General features: G+C 58.2%; 15 protein-coding genes. 3 read left to right on the top strand and 12 right to left on the bottom strand.

Going from position 1 to position 16,660, the window contains the following annotated elements; genetic code table 11:
- Positions 1 to 25 precede the first annotated feature (25 nt).
- From KI379_RS23040 to KI379_RS23020, 5 genes are all read right to left on the bottom strand, one after another.
- Positions 26 to 1,669, bottom strand: a complete 1,644-nt coding sequence (locus KI379_RS23040) for a response regulator transcription factor (protein WP_212985007.1) — start codon at positions 1,667 to 1,669, stop codon at positions 26 to 28.
- On the bottom strand, positions 1,662 to 3,467 hold the full coding sequence (locus KI379_RS23035) for a sensor histidine kinase (RefSeq protein WP_212985006.1): 1,806 nt from the start codon (positions 3,465 to 3,467) through the stop codon (positions 1,662 to 1,664). Before KI379_RS23035 ends, KI379_RS23040 begins: the two co-directional genes overlap by 8 nt.
- A 71-nt stretch (positions 3,468 to 3,538) precedes the next feature.
- Complete coding sequence (locus KI379_RS23030) at positions 3,539 to 4,930, bottom strand: ABC transporter substrate-binding protein (protein ID WP_076172816.1); 1,392 nt, start codon at positions 4,928 to 4,930, stop codon at positions 3,539 to 3,541.
- A gap of 273 nt (positions 4,931 to 5,203) precedes the next feature.
- Entirely contained in the window at positions 5,204 to 6,043 is an 840-nt protein-coding gene (locus KI379_RS23025; protein WP_089549131.1) for a carbohydrate ABC transporter permease, read from the bottom strand.
- A 21-nt stretch (positions 6,044 to 6,064) separates the two neighbouring features.
- Positions 6,065 to 7,000, bottom strand: a complete 936-nt coding sequence (locus KI379_RS23020) for a carbohydrate ABC transporter permease (RefSeq protein ID WP_212985158.1) — start codon at positions 6,998 to 7,000, stop codon at positions 6,065 to 6,067.
- 362 nt (positions 7,001 to 7,362) lie between these two features.
- Here KI379_RS23020 and KI379_RS23015 point away from each other — a divergent pair, with 362 nt between their 5' ends.
- Complete coding sequence (locus KI379_RS23015) at positions 7,363 to 7,833, top strand: hypothetical protein (protein ID WP_212985005.1); 471 nt, start codon at positions 7,363 to 7,365, stop codon at positions 7,831 to 7,833.
- A gap of 25 nt (positions 7,834 to 7,858) precedes the next feature.
- On the opposite strand, the gene KI379_RS23010 is transcribed toward KI379_RS23015, so the two are convergent.
- The 3 genes from KI379_RS23010 to KI379_RS23000 form a co-directional block, all read right to left on the bottom strand.
- Entirely contained in the window at positions 7,859 to 9,487 is a 1,629-nt protein-coding gene (locus tag KI379_RS23010) for an NAD(P)H-hydrate dehydratase (protein WP_212985004.1), read from the bottom strand.
- Between the two features lie 160 nt (positions 9,488 to 9,647).
- Entirely contained in the window at positions 9,648 to 10,280 is a 633-nt protein-coding gene (locus KI379_RS23005; RefSeq protein ID WP_145139295.1) for an NAD(P)-dependent oxidoreductase, read from the bottom strand.
- A gap of 79 nt (positions 10,281 to 10,359) precedes the next feature.
- A complete protein-coding gene (locus tag KI379_RS23000) occupies positions 10,360 to 11,082 on the bottom strand; it encodes a DUF421 domain-containing protein (RefSeq protein WP_089549134.1) in 723 nt (240 codons plus the stop codon).
- Between the two features lie 173 nt (positions 11,083 to 11,255).
- On the opposite strand from KI379_RS23000, the gene KI379_RS22995 reads away from it, so the two are divergent.
- Together KI379_RS22995 and KI379_RS22990 are read left to right on the top strand one after the other, a co-directional pair.
- On the top strand, positions 11,256 to 11,906 hold the full coding sequence (locus KI379_RS22995; RefSeq protein ID WP_076172811.1) for an MgtC/SapB family protein: 651 nt from the start codon (positions 11,256 to 11,258) through the stop codon (positions 11,904 to 11,906).
- 302 nt (positions 11,907 to 12,208) lie between these two features.
- Positions 12,209 to 13,072: a hypothetical protein gene (locus tag KI379_RS22990; RefSeq protein ID WP_076172810.1), complete on the top strand. Its 864-nt coding sequence runs from the start codon at positions 12,209 to 12,211 to the stop codon at positions 13,070 to 13,072.
- Positions 13,073 to 13,308: 236 nt separating this feature from the next.
- Here the strand turns inward: KI379_RS22990 and KI379_RS22985 are convergent, their stop codons facing one another.
- The 4 genes from KI379_RS22985 to KI379_RS22970 form a co-directional block, all read right to left on the bottom strand.
- Entirely contained in the window at positions 13,309 to 13,527 is a 219-nt protein-coding gene (locus KI379_RS22985) for a YezD family protein (protein WP_076172809.1), read from the bottom strand.
- A gap of 125 nt (positions 13,528 to 13,652) precedes the next feature.
- On the bottom strand, positions 13,653 to 14,513 hold the full coding sequence (gene cysW / locus KI379_RS22980; RefSeq protein ID WP_212985003.1) for a sulfate ABC transporter permease subunit CysW: 861 nt from the start codon (positions 14,511 to 14,513) through the stop codon (positions 13,653 to 13,655).
- A gap of 74 nt (positions 14,514 to 14,587) precedes the next feature.
- On the bottom strand, positions 14,588 to 15,421 hold the full coding sequence (gene cysT, locus KI379_RS22975; protein ID WP_076172807.1) for a sulfate ABC transporter permease subunit CysT: 834 nt from the start codon (positions 15,419 to 15,421) through the stop codon (positions 14,588 to 14,590).
- Positions 15,422 to 15,462: 41 nt separating this feature from the next.
- Positions 15,463 to 16,587 (bottom strand): sulfate ABC transporter substrate-binding protein, encoded by a 1,125-nt coding sequence (locus tag KI379_RS22970; protein WP_089549137.1) that lies wholly within the window; start codon positions 16,585 to 16,587, stop codon positions 15,463 to 15,465.
- Positions 16,588 to 16,660: the final 73 nt, after the last annotated feature.

Here is a 16,660-nt window from a genome sequence, read left to right as displayed (position 1 = left end):
CCTCCTCTCTTATGCGGTCCAAGTCTCACCGCAGCCGGCTCCGGTATTCGACCGGGGTCACGCCGGCATAAGATTTGAATGTCTTAATGAAATAGCTTTGATTGTCATAGCCCAGCTGCTCGCAAATCTCCCCGACGGTCGCTCCCGTCCGGTCCAGCAGCTCCTGGGCCCGCATCATTTTGAGCCGGGTCACGTATTCGATAAAGGTGCTGCCCGTCTCCTTCTTGAACAGCCGGCAGAAGTAGCTGGTGTTCATGTGGAGGTGCTCCGCCACCTCGTCCAGCGAAATCCGGCTGTGCAGCCGCCGCGTGACGTACACGCAGGCTTCGGTAATCTCGGGCCGTCTGCCGGACTTATGTCCGCCAAAATCGGTCGCCGCCCACGACTCCAAATGCCCGTTCAGCCAGGCATGAAGATCTGCAAGCGAATCGATGTCCGCGATTTCCTTGTGGAGCGTATCCGCGGACGATGCCGTCGAAACGGAAGGGATGGCTTGAAGCTTCAGCTTCAAATCGAGCAGCAGCTTGAGGATCCAATCCTTCACTGACTCCGGCGGATACCGCTCTTTGCGGATCCTCGCGGTCCAAGCCGCCGTCGCCGACCGGATCGCCTGCGGCTCCCGGTCCAGTAAGGCCCCGCGCAGCTCGCCAAGTGCCTCATCGTAGAAGCTGAACAGATCCCGCGGCGGCAGGTCATCCCCTTCCGGCTCCGGCTCCAGCCTCGGCCTTGATGCGCGCAGCTTCACCGTCTCTCCGGGTTCCAGATAGAAACGCAGCCCGCCCGAGGCCAGCAGACCGCTGAGCGCCTGCTTCAAGCTCTCCGGCGAAGCGCAGGGCTCGCCGATGCACAGCGACATGTCAACCTTAAGTACTTTTCGCAGCGCGGACTGGATTTCCTTCAGCATCTGCGCCGTTTCCTCATAAAAATTCCGATGGAGCCCCGGCTTGCCGGAGAAAAACAGCAGCCAGGTTCTGGCATCGTAACCCGCGTGTACCCCGCATGGTGCAAAGTTCTCCAGCACTTCCTTCATGACGTTGCCGACGGCAAAGCGCAGCGTTTGATCCGAAAAGAAGCGGTATTTCACCTGCCGGTAGTTCTCCAGAAATCCAGCGACCGGCAGGGTGTGCTCGCCTTCCCGGAGCAGGCCGTACTCCGCTGCTTCCTTCCTCCAGTTCTCCGGGGACAGCAGGGGCAGATCGATGAGGTTTTTCAGGCTTTGTTCCTTCCGCAGCTCCTTCGCCTCATCATACATGCGCTTCATCCGGCTGTGCTCCCATCCGGCCTGCTTCTCCTCATCCATCGCCTGCTTGAACCGGGTGAGCCGCTGTACCAAATCCTCCGGGTCAAGGGTGTCCTTCAGCAGATAGTCCTGTACGTTCAGACGGACGGCCTGCTGCGCATACTGAAACTCGCTGTGACAGGACAAAATGGCGATGCGCACGGCGGGATTCAGCTCCCGGATGCGTCCCGACAGCTCCAAGCCGTCCATCTTGGGCATCCCGATATCCGTAATGAGAATATCCGGAGTCTGGCGCTGGGCCTGTTCCCAGGCGCTCCATCCGTTCTCGTGGGTGGACATCAGCCTCAGCCCGAGCTCCTCCCAGCGGATCGTCTCCGACAGCAGCTCAATCACGGGGTAATCATCGTCAGCCAGCATGACATTATACATCCCGCAGCCCCTCCTTCCGTGGAATATGCATCTCAATCACGGTTCCGGCCCCCGGCTCGCTGTTCACGCAAGCCTGGAATCCATCGCCGAACATCATGTTCATCCGCTCCGCCACATTGGGCAGGCCAATGCCTGAAAAGGAGCCGCTTGACGGCGAAGGCTCCGCTTCATAGGCGGCTCCGTTCAGGATCCGCATCAGCTCCTGCCTCCGCTCCTCTTCCATTCCCGCGCCGTCGTCAGCGACCGTCAGAATGATCCGCTCCGCCTCCGTCACCGCCCGGATCGATATCGTGCCTGCCTGGCGGCTCAGCCCATGAATCATCGCATTTTCGACCAGGGGCTGCAGGAAGAAGCGCGGCACTTTGATCAGAAACGCCTCCGGGTCAATATCCAGCTGCAGCACGGCCTCCTCCTTCTGCCGCAGGTTCATCAGGGCGACGTAATGGGAAATCAGGTCGATCTCCTCATGCAGCAAAATTTCGTCGTCCTCGCGGCTGATCGTCATGCGGAGCAGGACCGACAGCGAGCCGATCATCTTGGCGCTCTCCGGATCGCCGCGCTTCATCACCTTCATCCGGATGGAATTTAACACGTTGAACAAAAAATGGGGATGAATCTGCGCCTGCAGCATTTTAAGCTCGGCCCTTCGCTTGCGGGCCTGGTGGTCCGACACCTCGGCGATCATCTCTTTGACCCGGTCCAGCATCTGGTCGAACAGCAGTCCGAGCCGCCCGATCTCATCGTTGCCGGCAACGCCTGAACGCACGTCCAGGTTGCCGCGCTGCACCGCGTTCGTTACCTTGCCAAGCCGGACGAGCGGCGTCGTGAACCTGCGCACCAGCACGATCAGCAGCAGAAGGAACACGAAGAACGAGATCATTTCGAACAGAAATACTTTGCTGAAGATGGCATTCAGGTCCACGATTGCGTCCTGATACGGCTGCATCAGCACGAGATGCCAGCCGTTCATCGGAATCTCCTGCTCCACTACCAGGAACTTCTCCCCGTCGATCCGTTCAATCGAATACGGCTTGGTTCCCTCGTTCAGATCAACATAAGCAAACTTCTTGCCGATTTGGCCGGCCGGTCCCGATACGATCGTGCCCGCGCTGTCTACCATCAGCACCCGGTTTCCCTTGGAGAGCCGGTCAAAGATGCCGCTAACCTGATCCTCCACCCAAGACACCACCACATAGCCGTAGATTTCCGAATTGGCCAGCCGCAGCGACCGGGCTATGGACAGCTGATAGGGGTGATCGGCTTGATCCTGCACGTAGACGGTTCGCTCAGGCCCGGTCCAATAAGACTCCAGCCCTCTCAGCTCCTTCATCTGTCTGAACCAGGGCTGCCGGGTCAGGTCCGGCGGATTGTAATCGCTTACGGAATAATTCATGTAATACGCCCCGTTTGTCAGCAGCACGGTCACATACGTCTGCTCGCCGACCACCGTCAGGCTGTCGAGCTGCTCCAGCACCCGGTTCGCATCGGTAAACCGGCGGTACGGATCCTTCTCCTCATTGCCTGAGGCGACCTGCTTGAAATAGGTGTTCAAACCGGAATTGACTTGAATGTAATTGGCAATGTTCAGCTTGCTGGACAGCAGGTTCGTGACGGATCCGGCCACCAGCTGCAGCGAATCCCTCGCGTTCGATACGGCCTGCCGCTTCACCGCCTCCCGCGATAAGCCGTTGTATACGATCAGGCTGATGACCGCGGGAACGACGATACAGACAATCGATGCAAAGATGAGCTTGTGGCGGATCGAGCGCAGCGCCAAGTGCCGCAGCCGGTTGATCATGATGGTCCCCCCAGGGTACAAAAAAGGGACGAAATCGCCGTCCCCCGTTTTTGGATCATATTATACCAAAATTATTTTTGGTTGGATTCGATGATTTTGTTCACGCGCTCCTGCGAGTTTTTCACCGTTGCATCGATATCCTGGTTGCCGAGGATCAGCTTCTCGTATTCCTCGTTGACCGCTTTGAACACTTCGGCCTGGTAGGACGCCGGCGGTACGATCGCCGATGCCTTCGAGGCGACCAGCGTGTCGACCAATGACTTCTTGTCGACCTTCTCCGGGGTTTTCGTGCCGGCGAGGATCGTATCGATGATCTGCTCCACCTGGTCGCTCTTCACCTGACTCCAGGCCGGAATATTTTTACCTTGGACCGTCTGCCCTTCGGTCGTGTACCAGCGCACAAACTTGTAGGCTTCTTCCTTATGCTTGGACTTTGCGGCGACAGCGACATAATCGGTCGTGACCGGGGTGATGCCCGTGGGATCGCCCTCTTTGTTTTTCGGGAACGGCGCCACGGCGACGTTAAACTCCAGCGGTACCTTATCCGTCCCGCCGATTTCGGTATTCATCCAGCTGCCGATCACGATCATGCTCGCCGATTGGTTAAAAAACTGCGTCCGGTAATTGAGCTTCTGCGAAATCATATCGGTATACGGAACGGAGGACTGGTCCTCTTTTTCCATTTTCAGCCGCAGTTCCAGCGTCGCCCGGAAATTGGGATCATCCAGATTCGAGGAGCCGTCGGCCTTGAGAAAGTCGGAGTTTTCCGGCTGATTCTCCATTTTCAGCTTCAGGAATTCCAGCCAGCCCCCGCCCTGCGGGCCATGGAAGTACGTGCCGTAGCGCTTGCTTGCGCCTTCGCCCTTGGTGAGCTTTTTCGCATAATCGGCAAACTGGTCCCACGTCCAATCTGTCGGCACGCTCAAGCCCGCTTCATCCAAATGGTCCTTGTTCAACAGCACATACCACGGGTTGAACTTGCCCGGAAGCGCATACACCTTGCCGTTCAGGCGGGTATCGACTTTATAATCCGTCTCTTCCTTATAACCGTCCTTGGCAATGTAGTCGTCCAGCGGTTCCGCCATGCCCAAAGCTACGCGCTGAGCGTATCCGGCCGGATCGCTGAACATCAAGATGTCCATCTGTGCGGAGGACGCCGCCTCCAGGTCCAGCTTCTTGGAAGCCTCCTGCGTATCGCCTTTTTCACTGAGCTGCACCAGCTCGATCGTGACGCCGGGGTTGGCGTCTTCGTAGGCCTTGAGCGTCTTGCTCCAATTGTAAGCTTCCTCGGTTCCATAGGTGTATAATCTCAGGTTGACCTTGTCCTGGCCGCCGCTTGATCCGCCGGAGCCGGACGCCGCCCCTTCGCTATCCCCGCCGCCGCTGCTTCCCCCGCAGCCTGACAGCAAACTGATCAGCAGCATGCCGGCTGCCGCGCCGGTAAGCCATCTTTTTCTCTTCATCCCTCAATAACCTCCCTTGGATTATGCTTGCCGTGAAAATGCTTCTACCGCCAACTGCCATACAGCTAACAGGACACCGGCATCGGGCCATTTGCCCGCTTATCCGCCTGCGTCCGTGTGCCTCCGCATGCCTCGGTGTGCTCCGTATACCTCCTCCGTATGCCCACCGCTTGCCCGCTGCGTTTTCCCGTATCTGACGCTTTGATTATACCGGGGCCGTTCCCCCGGCTCATGACGTTAAATTGACCGTTGATCCTGCTATTTTGACGGATGCTAGCCCTTGACTCCACCGAGGGCGATACCTGCGATGACGTTTTTTTGCCCAATGATAAAAATCAGCAATAGCGGGAAAATGGCGGATACCGCCGCGGCCATAATCAGCGAGTAGAACTCCCCGCTTAAAGACGTAAACTTCTGCATCGCCAGCGGAATCGTAAACAGCCGGTCGCTCCGCAGAAAGATCAGCGGATTCTGATAATCGTTCCATGTCCAGATAAAACGCAGAATGGCGTAGGTCGCCACCGCCGGCTTTACGAGCGGCAGCGCGATCGAGGAGAAGATGCGGGGATGGCCCGCGCCATCGATTTTCGCCGACTCGATGAATTCCTGATGAATGCCCATAAAGAATTGACGAAGCATGAACGTGCCCAGCACGCTGAAGCTGCCCAGAATGATCAGACCGAAATGGCTGTCGAACAAGCCGATGTTGCGGTATAAAATAAACTGCGGAATCAGGATCGCCTGCCCCGGAATCATGTAGGTGACCAGCACGATCATGAACAGCCAGCGCCCTGCGGCAAACTGGATTTTGGAGAAGCCGTAGGCGGCCAGGGCCGACGCCGTGCAGGAGATCAGCGTCGTCAGCACGCTTACTTTGATCGAGTTCCAGTAATAGAGATAAAAAGGGTAATCGCCGAACCATACTTCTTTATAATTCGCCACCGCGTTCCATTTCCTTGGGATCCACTGGATCGGGTAGACGAAGACGTCCTTTTCGATCTTGAAGGAAGTGACCAGCATCCAGATGAACGGCATCAGAAACAGGATGCTGACCGCCAGCATGACCGCGGTGATGACCAGCCTGCGCCAGTCGGGCCCGGTACGTGTCGTCATTTTCCGCTCAGCTCCTTTCGCTTAGTAATTGACCCATTTCTTCTGGGCGGACCACTGTCCAAGGGTAATCAGCATAACAAAGGCGAACAGAACGGCGGCGATCGCCGAAGCATAGCCCACCTTCAAATTGACGAATGCCGTGTCGTACAGGTACCAAACCATCATCGTCGTAGAGCCCACCGGGCCTCCCTGTGTCATCACCGCAATGATATCGAACACTTTGAACGTCGAAATGATGCCCGTTACCATCAGGAAAAAGGACGTCGGCGACAGCAGCGGCACCGTAATCCGGGTGAATTTTGTCCAACCGTTCGCGCCGTCGATGTCAGCCGCCTCGTACAGGTCGCGCGGGATTGACTGCAGCCCGGCGATATAAATGATCATGTTGAAGCCGATGGAGATCCAGACCGAAATCATCATGATCGACAGCAGCGCAAAATGCGGATCGGCAATCCATTTTGGCGGATGCTCCACCCCAATCGATTTGAGCAATTCGTTGATCGGGCCGTAGGAGGGCTGAAACAGCACCTGCCAGACGACGGCGACCGCGACGACGCTCGAGATATAGGGCATGAAGTAAGCGACTTTGAAGTAGCTCTTCATGTATACGAACCGGTCGATCAGGATGGCGAGCACCATCGAAATGAGCATGTACACCGGCACGGTCAGCAGAAAGATGACATTATTGCGGACCGATTTAATAAACATGTCATCATGAAGCAAATTTCGAAAATTATCAAACCCGACCCAGCGGATGCCGTTCCACCCCTGCACAAAGTTCCAGTCGGCGAATCCGAGCACCATTGTTGCGACGATCGGCAACAGCACAAGGATGAATACCCCGAGCAGCATCGGGCTGACGAACAGCATTCCCCACAGCGTTTCGCCCCGCTGGAGGGAGCCGCTCTTCCGGGTGCGTTTCCCTATGCCCGGCGGCGCTGCCGCGGCCGTTTCCATTCGTTGTTCCAAGCTCCACACCCCGTTTCTTCTGCATTCCTTAAAACCTGATTTGATTAAAAGAAAAACGTCTATCGACGTGCCTTCAAAGAAGACAGACCGCGTTTAGCGGAAGTTTTTCTTGCAATCTCAGGAAGCAATGGCTCTGGATTTTATACTTGATATTATAAAAAAAATACCGTCAGCAGCTTTGACGGTATTTTGATCATATTCACGCTAATTTTTACTTTTTTCAGCAGCGGAACTCCAAACCTGCACTGCTAAAAACCTCTGCCGCCTGCAGGTGACATTCCCAGTCACCTTTGCTCCGGCATCCGATTATGCTGTACTACGTACTATGGAATCACAAGGAGAGAAACTTGATGAATTCAGACCGCTCCCCCTTTATCTCATCCAGGCTCAAATCGGGGCTGTACGCCCTGAACAAGCTCGCATCGGCCGGCTTAACCCTGCTCCTGCTGGTGATACTCTCCGGCATGCTGCCCCTTCAGGATCAGCTTCCTCTGGCATCGGACACCGATCTGCCCATTCCCTTGTCCTACTGGGTCTACGGTTATGCGATGACCGCCTCCATTCTGGCGGATTTTGTGCTGTACGTGCTGCCTCCCCTGTCCAGGGACAAACAAATCTCGATCTACGCGGCGGCCGGTTTTTTGTGCTTCTATGCGCTGTATGTACATGACGCCGCAGGAACGGACCATATCGCCTCCACAGTGGCGGGCATGTGTACGGTGCTGCTGTTTTACATCGGGAAAAAGCTGTTTGTGCGCGATTCGCTCATCACGCTGATTTTCGCCCTGCTGGTTCCCCTGCTCTGCTGGGGCTTTCTGTAGCGGCTGCTTTTGCGGCTCCGGCCGGCTACAGCGCTTCGATGATATCGCCCGCCACGAGGGATGCCGGATGGGCGCGGCGCCGAGCCGCCGCTTCGCCGGCCAGTCCGTGCAGGTACACGCCGAACGCGGCCGCCTGCGGACCGCTTGCGCCCTGGGCCAGCAGCCCGGCGATGATGCCGGTCAGCACGTCGCCGGCGCCCCCGGTCGCCATGCCCGGGCTGCCGGTCGCGTTCACGAACGCATCGCCGTCCGGCGTGGCGATGACCGTCCGTGCGCCCTTGAGCACCAGCGTCACCCGGTGCGCCTTGGCGTATTCGGACGCCAGGCGAATCCGGTCACGCTGCACCTCGGCGGTGGACAAGCCGGCCAGCCGCGCCATTTCGCCGGGATGGGGTGTCAGCACCGTGTCCGCCTGGCGCGGCTTCCACGCGTCCGGGTCGTCGCTGGCGGCCAGCATGTTGAGCGCGTCGGCGTCGACGACCATCGGGCATGCCGCCTCCTCCCAGAGCGTGCGCAGCCAGCGTCCGTCGCCCTCGAAGCGCCCCAGCCCGGGGCCGACGGCGAGCACATCGCGCCCAGCCAGCAGCTCGAGCACGCGGGCGGCGGAGGCCTCGTGCCAGTCGGCGGCGGTCGCCGAGGCGAGCATGACCTCCGGCGCGGCGCCCGCCATATGCGGCAGCAGCGGACCGGGCAGCGCCCAGGTGACGAGGCCGCTGCCGGCGCGCAGGGCCGCCCGCGAGCAGAGCAGGCCCGCGCCGCTCATCGGCAGGCTGCCCGCCGCTACAAGCACGTGGCCGTACGTGCCTTTATGGCCGTCCGGCGAGCGGCGGCGCGCCGTATCGACCCCAAGCTGCGTGCGCAGCACCTCCTCCGTCAGCAGGAACGTGCTGACGTTCTGCTGCGCGCACAGCAGCGCGGGGATGCCGATGGCGCGCACCACGATCTCCCCGGCGGCTTCCGCGCCGGGGAACTGCGCCAGGCCTCGCTTCAGGAACGCGAGGCATACGGTCCGCCGTGCACGGATGCAGGGATCGTGCACGGCCCCCGTGTCGGCGTCCAGCCCGCTCGGGATGTCCGCCGACACGATGTCCCTGCCGCTGCCGTTCGCCGCGGCAATCAGCTCGGCGTAGGCGCCGCGCGGCGCACCGCGGCTGCCGGTGCCGAGCAGGGCATCCACGATGCCCGTGCAGGCGGTGAAGTCCACGTCGTCCCGGCCGTGGACGAGCAACGGGATGCCCAATGCGCGGGCCGCGTCCCGCTGCAGCGCCGCCTCGCCGGTGAGACTGCCGGGCTCTGCGGCGTAAACGATCGTGACGCGCATGCCCGCTTCACGCAAGTACCGCGCCGCGACCAGGCCGTCCCCGCCGTTGTTGCCCTTGCCGGCAAGGACGAGCCAATGCTCCCGCTCCGGTTCCTCCAGCCGGAGCGCGGCATCTCCTTGCACCGCCGGCACAAGATCGCCCGGGCTTCCATTATTGGACTCGGCGCCTTTCCGGCTGCCGCCGCTTGCATCACGGCGCTCCCGGCACCACCGGATCACCTCCTCCGCGATGGCTCTGCCGGCGTTTTCCATCAGCGCAACCGCCGGGATGCCGACCTCCTCGATCGTTCGGCGATCCAGCTCTCTCATTTCGTCGAATGTCACGATATACATCTGCCGTCTCCTCCTTATATGAAACAACCCCACAGATGTGGGGTTGTCTTCGATGTCATCCAGCTGTTTTAAAGGGACCCTCGTATTGTTCAATTCTAAGGCAGCCTCCGCCCGGATGCTTAATATAGAAGCAGCCCGTCCGCGGAGAACCGTCGCTAACCTAGTAAGCTACCGTAAACCGGGTGCGGACGAAATACGGGTCTTCCATTTCGTCGATCAGGGCCGCGGCCAGATCTTCGACCGAGATCCGGCTGCTGCCCATCTCATCGGTGATGAGCATGTCCATGCCGATCCGGAAGTTCCCGGTGCGACGTCCGGTTTCCAGCACCGCCGCCGGGCTGAGGTAGCTGTAATCCAGGTCAGACAGTCTGTAAATATCGTACGCATCCGCATGCGCCCTGGCCAGCGGCACCAGCTCCTGCGGAAATTCCGGCGTATCCATCAGCAGCGTGTCCGGTCCGGTCTTCAGGCTGCCCGCCCCGCCGACGATGAGCAGCCGCTTCACGCCGGCACGCTGTACGCCCTCGACGAGCGAACGCGCGGCTTCCAGCAGCTCCTGCTCTTCGCCAAATGTCGGACCGTACGCGCTGATGACCGCGTCCTGCCCCTCGCATACGCTGGCCACCGATGCAGGGTCAAGAATGTTTCCGGTCACCACGTTCAGCCGTTCATGCTCCTCGGTCAGCTTGGCGGGATCCCGCACGACGGCCGTGACTCCGTGCCCGCGCTTCAGCGCCTCACGAACGATGGCTTTTCCGACCTGTCCACTGGCTCCAAATATCGTAATATGCATTGCATTGATCGTTTCCATAGGTTATTGTCTCCTTCACTGTTATGCCTGTTATTATTCTACATGACCTGTCTTCCGCATGCTATCCTTCCGCTTTTTGCAGCCGTCCGCTCTCCGTCTGCCCTTCCCGGTTATGCTGCAAAATGTATAATCCTTTCCCTTCCTCCCATTCGACATAGGCCAGCTTGCCGGGATCGCTGAAGCCTTTTTCCTTCAGCATGGCCGCCAGCCAATTCCGGTCTCTGCCGATCTGCTGCAATTTGTCGTCGTTATAATCCCCATCCTCCAGCAGATTATAGGTCAGGCCGGATGGATCCGTATCCAGATCCAGATCCTGTTTTTGGACCGCCTCAAAATCCGCGTTCTTCAGAACGCTGAGCGAGCCGTTCGTTTCAAAGATGGCATAAGCAACCTCGCGCAGGGAAAAAATATCCTTTTGACGCAGCATCATGCGCAGCTGCTCAAAATCCAGCCGGTTCTTTTTCATTTCCCGCATATCCACTTTCCCGTTGTGTATTAATATGGAAGGCGTACCCTCCAAAGGCCCCCTGGTTCGGCGTGCATACTGGGTGACTTTTTCAAATAAATACGATAGGATGAACCAAACCGCCAGTCCGAACAGGAGCTGGCCATAGTGGACGTCCTTCTGGTATACCGTATTCCCCACCAGCTCGCTCAGCATAAGCGAGGAGACGAAGTCGAAGGGGGTCAGCTGGGAAATTTCCTTTTTCCCGAGAATCCGGGTCATCAGCCACAAGCCGATGAATCCCGTAATTAATTTTATGGTGATCATGCCATAATCCATAACCTCCGCCTCCCGTGTCTCATCGTTTGCTCAATACTTACCCAATTCAGGGCGGGGCTGAAAATCCCGATTGGCATCGGCGGGCGGAATGGGTAATGTTACCTGGGAGCAGTACTTTAGGGACGGTGGATGGTTGCAAAAACATTTGTAGCATGGAGAGGAGCTGTTGTCACATGATTGGTGAATTTATCGTCCGGCTGGCCGTGGCCGGCCTGCTTGGAGCCGTAATCGGCCTTGAGCGGGAGCTGAGGGCCAAGGAGGCGGGGCTGCGCACCCACTTTCTCGTTGCGGTTGGTAGCGCATTAATTATGCTGGTATCCAAGTACGGTTTCTTCGACATTATGGACCACGACCACGTGGCGCTCGACCCGAGCCGGGTCGCCGCCCAAGCCGTCAGCGGCATCGGCTTTTTAGGTGCTGGCATGATCATTATCGAGCGGAAAAGCGTGCGCGGCCTGACGACCGCGGCCGGCGTGTGGGCTACATCCGGCATCGGCCTGACCATCGGCTCGGGCATGTATGCCGCCGGGATCAGCGCCACGATTCTCGTCATGATCGGCCTGGAGCTGCTGAGCATATTCAAAACCGGCAAAGCGCTCAGCATTTCATTTGAGCTGGACGACAAGGAGTCCGTGAAGCCGATTCTAGAGCGCCTGTCGGCGCGTAAAATCGCAGTGACCTCCTACCAGCTAGAACAAGACCCGGGCGACAGCAGCCTGTATCACCTGAACATCAAGGCCAGGGCCAAGCATAACGGGACGCTGCAGGACCTGCTGCGGGAGCTCGATGAGCTGCCCCATATATTATCCGCAAACCTCGAGTAGCGCAGGTTAACCTGTTGAAATCCCGGAAAGGTTATGCAATAGTTAAGAAAAACGGCTGTTGATGTATTTTCAAAGGAGACAGACCACGTTTAGCGGAGGTTTTTCTTGCGATCATTGAATTTTTCTTGCTTCGCCTAAAGTTTGAAATTCCATGATCTAAAGAAAAACAGCTGTTGATGCAAATTCACAGGAGACAGACCACATTTAGCGGAAGTTTTTCTTGCGATCATTGAATCATTCAGCTTCACCTTTGAAATTCCTGATCTTGATAAAATAATAATGAATGAAGGGAGGTGGCGCTGTTGTCCCTTGCTCTACAGGCCGGCCTTGACCGGCTGACCGGAACGGAGTCGAATTTGATCGTAGCTGGGCTCGCGGTCATCGTCTTCCTCTGGCTGTACATCCGCACATCCCGTTCCTTGAGGGCCGAGGCCGCCGCGCGGCTGGAGCTGCTGCAGCGCACCCTTGCCCTGTACAGCCGGGCGCAGGGCGTCCTTGGCGAAGAAGTGGAAGCCGCCCATGTCGGCGCCCAGGAGCCGGACCAGCTTGTCCAGCTGCTCCAGGAATGCAAGGCGGCCCCGCTGATGACTCCGGAGCTGCTGGACATGATCGATGCTTACATACGCGAACGGGATTTCTCCCGGCTCCTGATGCTGCAGAAAATGCTGGACCGGGAAATCCACCGGCGGATTCATGAACAATCGGTGCTGATCCGCAAAATAGACAATCCCGGCTGGGGCACCAGCTTCTGGAGAATGATCCGTCCGGCGGTTCCTTTCGCCGCTCTGGTCCTCACCCTGTATTGGTTCATCCAGCTGTATAACGGCTTTCAGGACAGCGGCGCCGCCGCCTTGTCGTGGACAAGCCTTGAGCTGTGGACGCGGCTCATTTCATGCCTCGCGGCCACGCTCTTCCTGTACTGGGTCATCATGGATACCCGAAGGGATACGCCGGGCATTCTGTACCGGCTGCTCGCCTTGATCATCGCCGCGGTGGCGCTTCTGCATCTGCTCGGTTTGACCGCGGCACCTTACATACTGGCCGTCCAGGTGGTGCTGTTCCTGTTCGGCTTTAACCTGAACCCCAAGCCCAGCCGCCGGAACCGGCCCTATGCCGGCCACCGCGAAGTAACCCAAGACAACGAGGAGAATCCGAAGGATCGCTGAGTCTCCACAGCCTGCGTCCTGCGGCCCTTCCCCCTCGTTCCACTTGTGGAATAGAGTTGGCGCTTCTTCCGTTGGAAGTTTTTCTTGCGAGATCAGGAAGCAGAAGCTCCGAAACTTATACTTTTTTGATCTCTTAAAAAATAACCCCGCTGTCCTGCCCCCTTCCACGATGGAAAGCAAGGCATTCAGCGGGGTTATTTATTGTCCGTTCGTCATGCTGACGGGGGCGTCCGCGGCTAGCGCAGCCCGGACTCTCTTCCGGTCCTCCGCTCGGCTCTTGCTGCCGCCTTCACGGAGCTGCCCGGCGTGTTCTCGAACCGTTTGCGTTCCGTCCGCTCCATCTGCACGATCTGTCCCTCATGCACAACGATGTGAAGCGAACCGAATTCCATATCGTTCAGCTGACTCGCAATACGTTCCTTCCATACTTCATCAACGATAAGAGGTTTTGCCACAATTGACGCCTCCTTTAGTTCCTGGATTTTAAGGAATATGAGCCATTGGGGATGAATGTAATAATAATCCTTCTTTTCCAACCAAATTAGTATGGTTTAACATTATCACGCGGGTAAAATCGCTGTCAATGAGCATTTTTCCACGACAGCCAACTTTTAAAAAGAAGAGTGACCAGCGCCAGCAGCAGGAGCAGCGACGCCACCGCAAACGACGCCGAGAATTGGTATTCGTTATACAAAATTTCAACATGCAGCGGCAGCGTATTCGTCTGTCCGCGGATATGCCCGGAGACGACCGACACCGCCCCGAATTCCCCCATAGCGCGGGCGTTGCACAGGATCATCCCGTACAGGAGGCCCCATTTGATATTCGGCAGGGTCACCCGGGTAAATACATGCCAACCGCGTGCGCCCAGCGTTACGGCCGCCTCCTCCTCTTGGGTGCCCTGGTCCTCCATCAGCGGGATTAATTCCCTCGCCACGAAGGGAAAGGTCACGAACAGCGTTGCCAGGATGATGCCCGGCACGGCATAGATGATTTTGATATCGTGGTCGCTCAGCCAGGGGCCGAACCAGCCGTTCGCCCCGAACACGAGCACGAAGATCAGCCCTCCGATGACGGGCGACACCGCAAAGGGCAGGTCGATCAGCGTGATCAGTGCCCCTTTGCCGCGAAACTTGAATTTAGTAATGGCCCAGGCCGCGGCGATGCCGAACACCGTGTTCAGCGGAACGGTCACCAGCGCAACGATGAGCGTCAGTTTCAGGGCGGACAGCGCATCTGGATCGGCGAGAGCTGCGACGTACACATCCCATCCCTTCTTGAGCGCCTCGGTGAGGACGATGAGCAGCGGCAGCACGATCAGCCAGAGCATCGCCAGCCCGGCCGCCGCGATTAGCAGCCATTTCACCCAGGCCGCTTCCGCCGTGGCCGGCGAAGCCTGGGCATTCGTTTGGACGGAAGTCATGGGCACGGTACCTGCCATAGGGAAGCCCTCCTTTTCTTAGTGACACTTGAGCATAGGGTATAGTTCAGGCCGGGTTAAAACCGGGCGGGGTATTAACGCACCGAGCGCCGTGTCCACCGCTGCAGCGAATTGATGACGAGCAGCAGCAGAAACGAGATCAGCAGCAGCAGGATCGCTACGGCGGCGGCGCCGGCATAATCGTACTGCTCCAGCTTTGACATGATGAGCAGCGGGGCGATCTCCGTTTTCATCGGCATATTGCCGGAAATGAATACGACCGAGCCGTATTCCCCGATGCCGCGTGCAAACGCCAGGGCAAAGCCCGTCAGGAGCGGCGGAATCAGCTCCGGCAAAATGATGGTCCGAAACGTCCGGAATCGCTTCGCCCCGAGCGTGGCGGCCGCTTCTTCAGCGTCCCGCTCCGCGTCCTGCAGCACGGGCTGCACGGTCCGCACAACGAACGGAATGCCGATGAACATCAGCGCGATCGTAATGCCCAGCTGCGTAAAGGCCACCTTGATGCCCAGCGGCTCCAGCAGCGAGCCGATCCAGCCGTTTTGCGAGTAGAGCGCAGTCAGGGCGACCCCCGCTACCGCGGTCGGAAGCGCAAAGGGCAGGTCGATCAGCGCGTCAAACAGCCTTTTACCGGGAAACTCGTAACGCACCAGCACCCAAGCGATCAGCAGCCCCAGGATCGAGTCGATCAGGGCGGCCGCCGCCGAGGTCAAAAAGCTGATCTTGTAAGAGGCCAGCACCCGCGGGTCGGTAGCCACATGCCAAAATTTGTCCCAGCTCAGCCCTGTGGAATTTAGGAGGAGCGCCGACAGCGGGATCAGCACCACCAAGCTCAAATACAGCACGCTGTATCCCAGCGTCAGCCCAAAACCCGGCAGCACCCTCCGCCGGGCTGCATTCACTTGACTCATGACCGTTCATCCTTTCCTGCCTTCGGCCTTGTGTGCGCCGATCAGCTGCCAGGCGTATAAATTTGATCGAAAATGCCTCCGTCGCTAAAATGCTTCTGCTGCGTCTCATCCCATGTTCCGAACACATCCTGCAGCGTAAACAGATTGATGTCGTGGAATTTGTCCTTGAACTTCTCCTTGACGCTATCCAGTGTCGGCCGGTAGAAGTTTTCCGCGGCGATCGTTTGGCCTTCCTCCGAGTACAGGTACTTCAGGTAAGCTTCGGCTACCTCGCGGGTTCCGCGCTTATCCACGACTTTGTCAACGACGGCGACCGGCGGTTCGGCAAGGATGCTGACCGACGGATAGACGATGTCGAATTTGTCCGGACCCAGCTCCTTGACCGACAGCATGGCCTCGTTCTCCCAGGCAAGCAGCACGTCGCCGATGCCGCGCTCTACGAAGGTTGTCGTCGCTCCGCGGGCGCCGGTGTCGAGCACGGGTACGTGCTTGAACAGTTCCTTGACGAACTCCTGCGCTTTGGCCTCGTCGTTATTGTTTTGCTTCAAGGCGTAGCCCCACGCCGCCAGGTAATTCCAGCGGGCGCCGCCCGATGTCTTCGGATTCGGCGTGATGACCTCCACGTCGCCTTTGATCAGATCGCCCCAATCCTTGATGTTCTTCGGGTTTCCCTTTTTTACCAGAAACACGATCGTCGAGCTGTACGGCGTGCTGTTGTGCTCAAATTTGCTTTCCCAGCCTTCGTTGATCAGACCTTTCTTCTGAATCGCATCGATGTCATAGCCGAGTGCCAACGTGACTACATCCGCTTCGAGTCCGTCGATAACGGAACGGCTTTGCGCCCCCGAGCCCCCATGCGACTGCTTAATTGTGACCTTCTGGCCCTTTTCTTTTTCCCAATAGGCCGCAAACGCCTTGTTGTAGTTCTCGTACAGCTCCCGTGTCGGGTCGTAGGAGACGTTCAGCAGTTCAACCGGTTTGGCCGAGCTGTCCGCCTGCGCCTCCGTGCTTTTCCCTTCGGTGGTGCCCCCCGCCTCTTTGTCCGTACTTCCGCTGCCGCTGCCGCTTCCATTTCCGCAGGCTGCCAGCGCAGCAGCCAGCAGCAGGGCCAGCCCTGCGCTCACTCCCCGCCTTACGATTTGTTTTCTTCTCCATACGTGTACCATATGACCCACTCCCCAGTGATAAAATGTACGGCCTGACCATGATTCATCGTGAAATTCTCGGTTTGGCCGGTGT

Source organism: Paenibacillus cineris (assembly GCF_018333335.1).
GTDB classification, from domain to species: Bacteria; Bacillota; Bacilli; order Paenibacillales; family Paenibacillaceae; genus Paenibacillus_AQ; species Paenibacillus_AQ favisporus.
The sequence above is the reverse complement of the archived record's forward strand: the minus strand, read 5'-3'. Positions and strand labels throughout refer to the sequence as shown.

Excerpts from the sequence above, each read along its gene's own strand:
- KI379_RS23040 (WP_212985007.1), bottom strand. The coding sequence starts at position 1,669 with ATGTATAATGTCATGCTGGCTGACGATGATTACCCCGTGATTGAGCTG.
- KI379_RS23035 (WP_212985006.1), bottom strand. The coding sequence starts at position 3,467 with ATGATCAACCGGCTGCGGCACTTGGCGCTGCGCTCGATCCGCCACAAG.
- KI379_RS23030 (WP_076172816.1), bottom strand. The coding sequence starts at position 4,930 with ATGAAGAGAAAAAGATGGCTTACCGGCGCGGCAGCCGGCATGCTGCTG.
- KI379_RS23025 (WP_089549131.1), bottom strand. The coding sequence starts at position 6,043 with ATGACGACACGTACCGGGCCCGACTGGCGCAGGCTGGTCATCACCGCG.
- KI379_RS23020 (WP_212985158.1), bottom strand. The coding sequence starts at position 7,000 with ATGGAAACGGCCGCGGCAGCGCCGCCGGGCATAGGGAAACGCACCCGG.
- KI379_RS23015 (WP_212985005.1), top strand. The coding sequence starts at position 7,363 with ATGAATTCAGACCGCTCCCCCTTTATCTCATCCAGGCTCAAATCGGGG.
- KI379_RS23010 (WP_212985004.1), bottom strand. The coding sequence starts at position 9,487 with ATGTATATCGTGACATTCGACGAAATGAGAGAGCTGGATCGCCGAACG.
- KI379_RS23005 (WP_145139295.1), bottom strand. The coding sequence starts at position 10,280 with ATGCATATTACGATATTTGGAGCCAGTGGACAGGTCGGAAAAGCCATC.
- KI379_RS23000 (WP_089549134.1), bottom strand. The coding sequence starts at position 11,082 with ATGGATTATGGCATGATCACCATAAAATTAATTACGGGATTCATCGGC.
- KI379_RS22995 (WP_076172811.1), top strand. The coding sequence starts at position 11,256 with ATGATTGGTGAATTTATCGTCCGGCTGGCCGTGGCCGGCCTGCTTGGA.
- cysW (WP_212985003.1), bottom strand. The coding sequence starts at position 14,513 with ATGGCAGGTACCGTGCCCATGACTTCCGTCCAAACGAATGCCCAGGCT.
- cysT (WP_076172807.1), bottom strand. The coding sequence starts at position 15,421 with ATGAGTCAAGTGAATGCAGCCCGGCGGAGGGTGCTGCCGGGTTTTGGG.
- KI379_RS22970 (WP_089549137.1), bottom strand. The coding sequence starts at position 16,587 with ATGGTACACGTATGGAGAAGAAAACAAATCGTAAGGCGGGGAGTGAGC.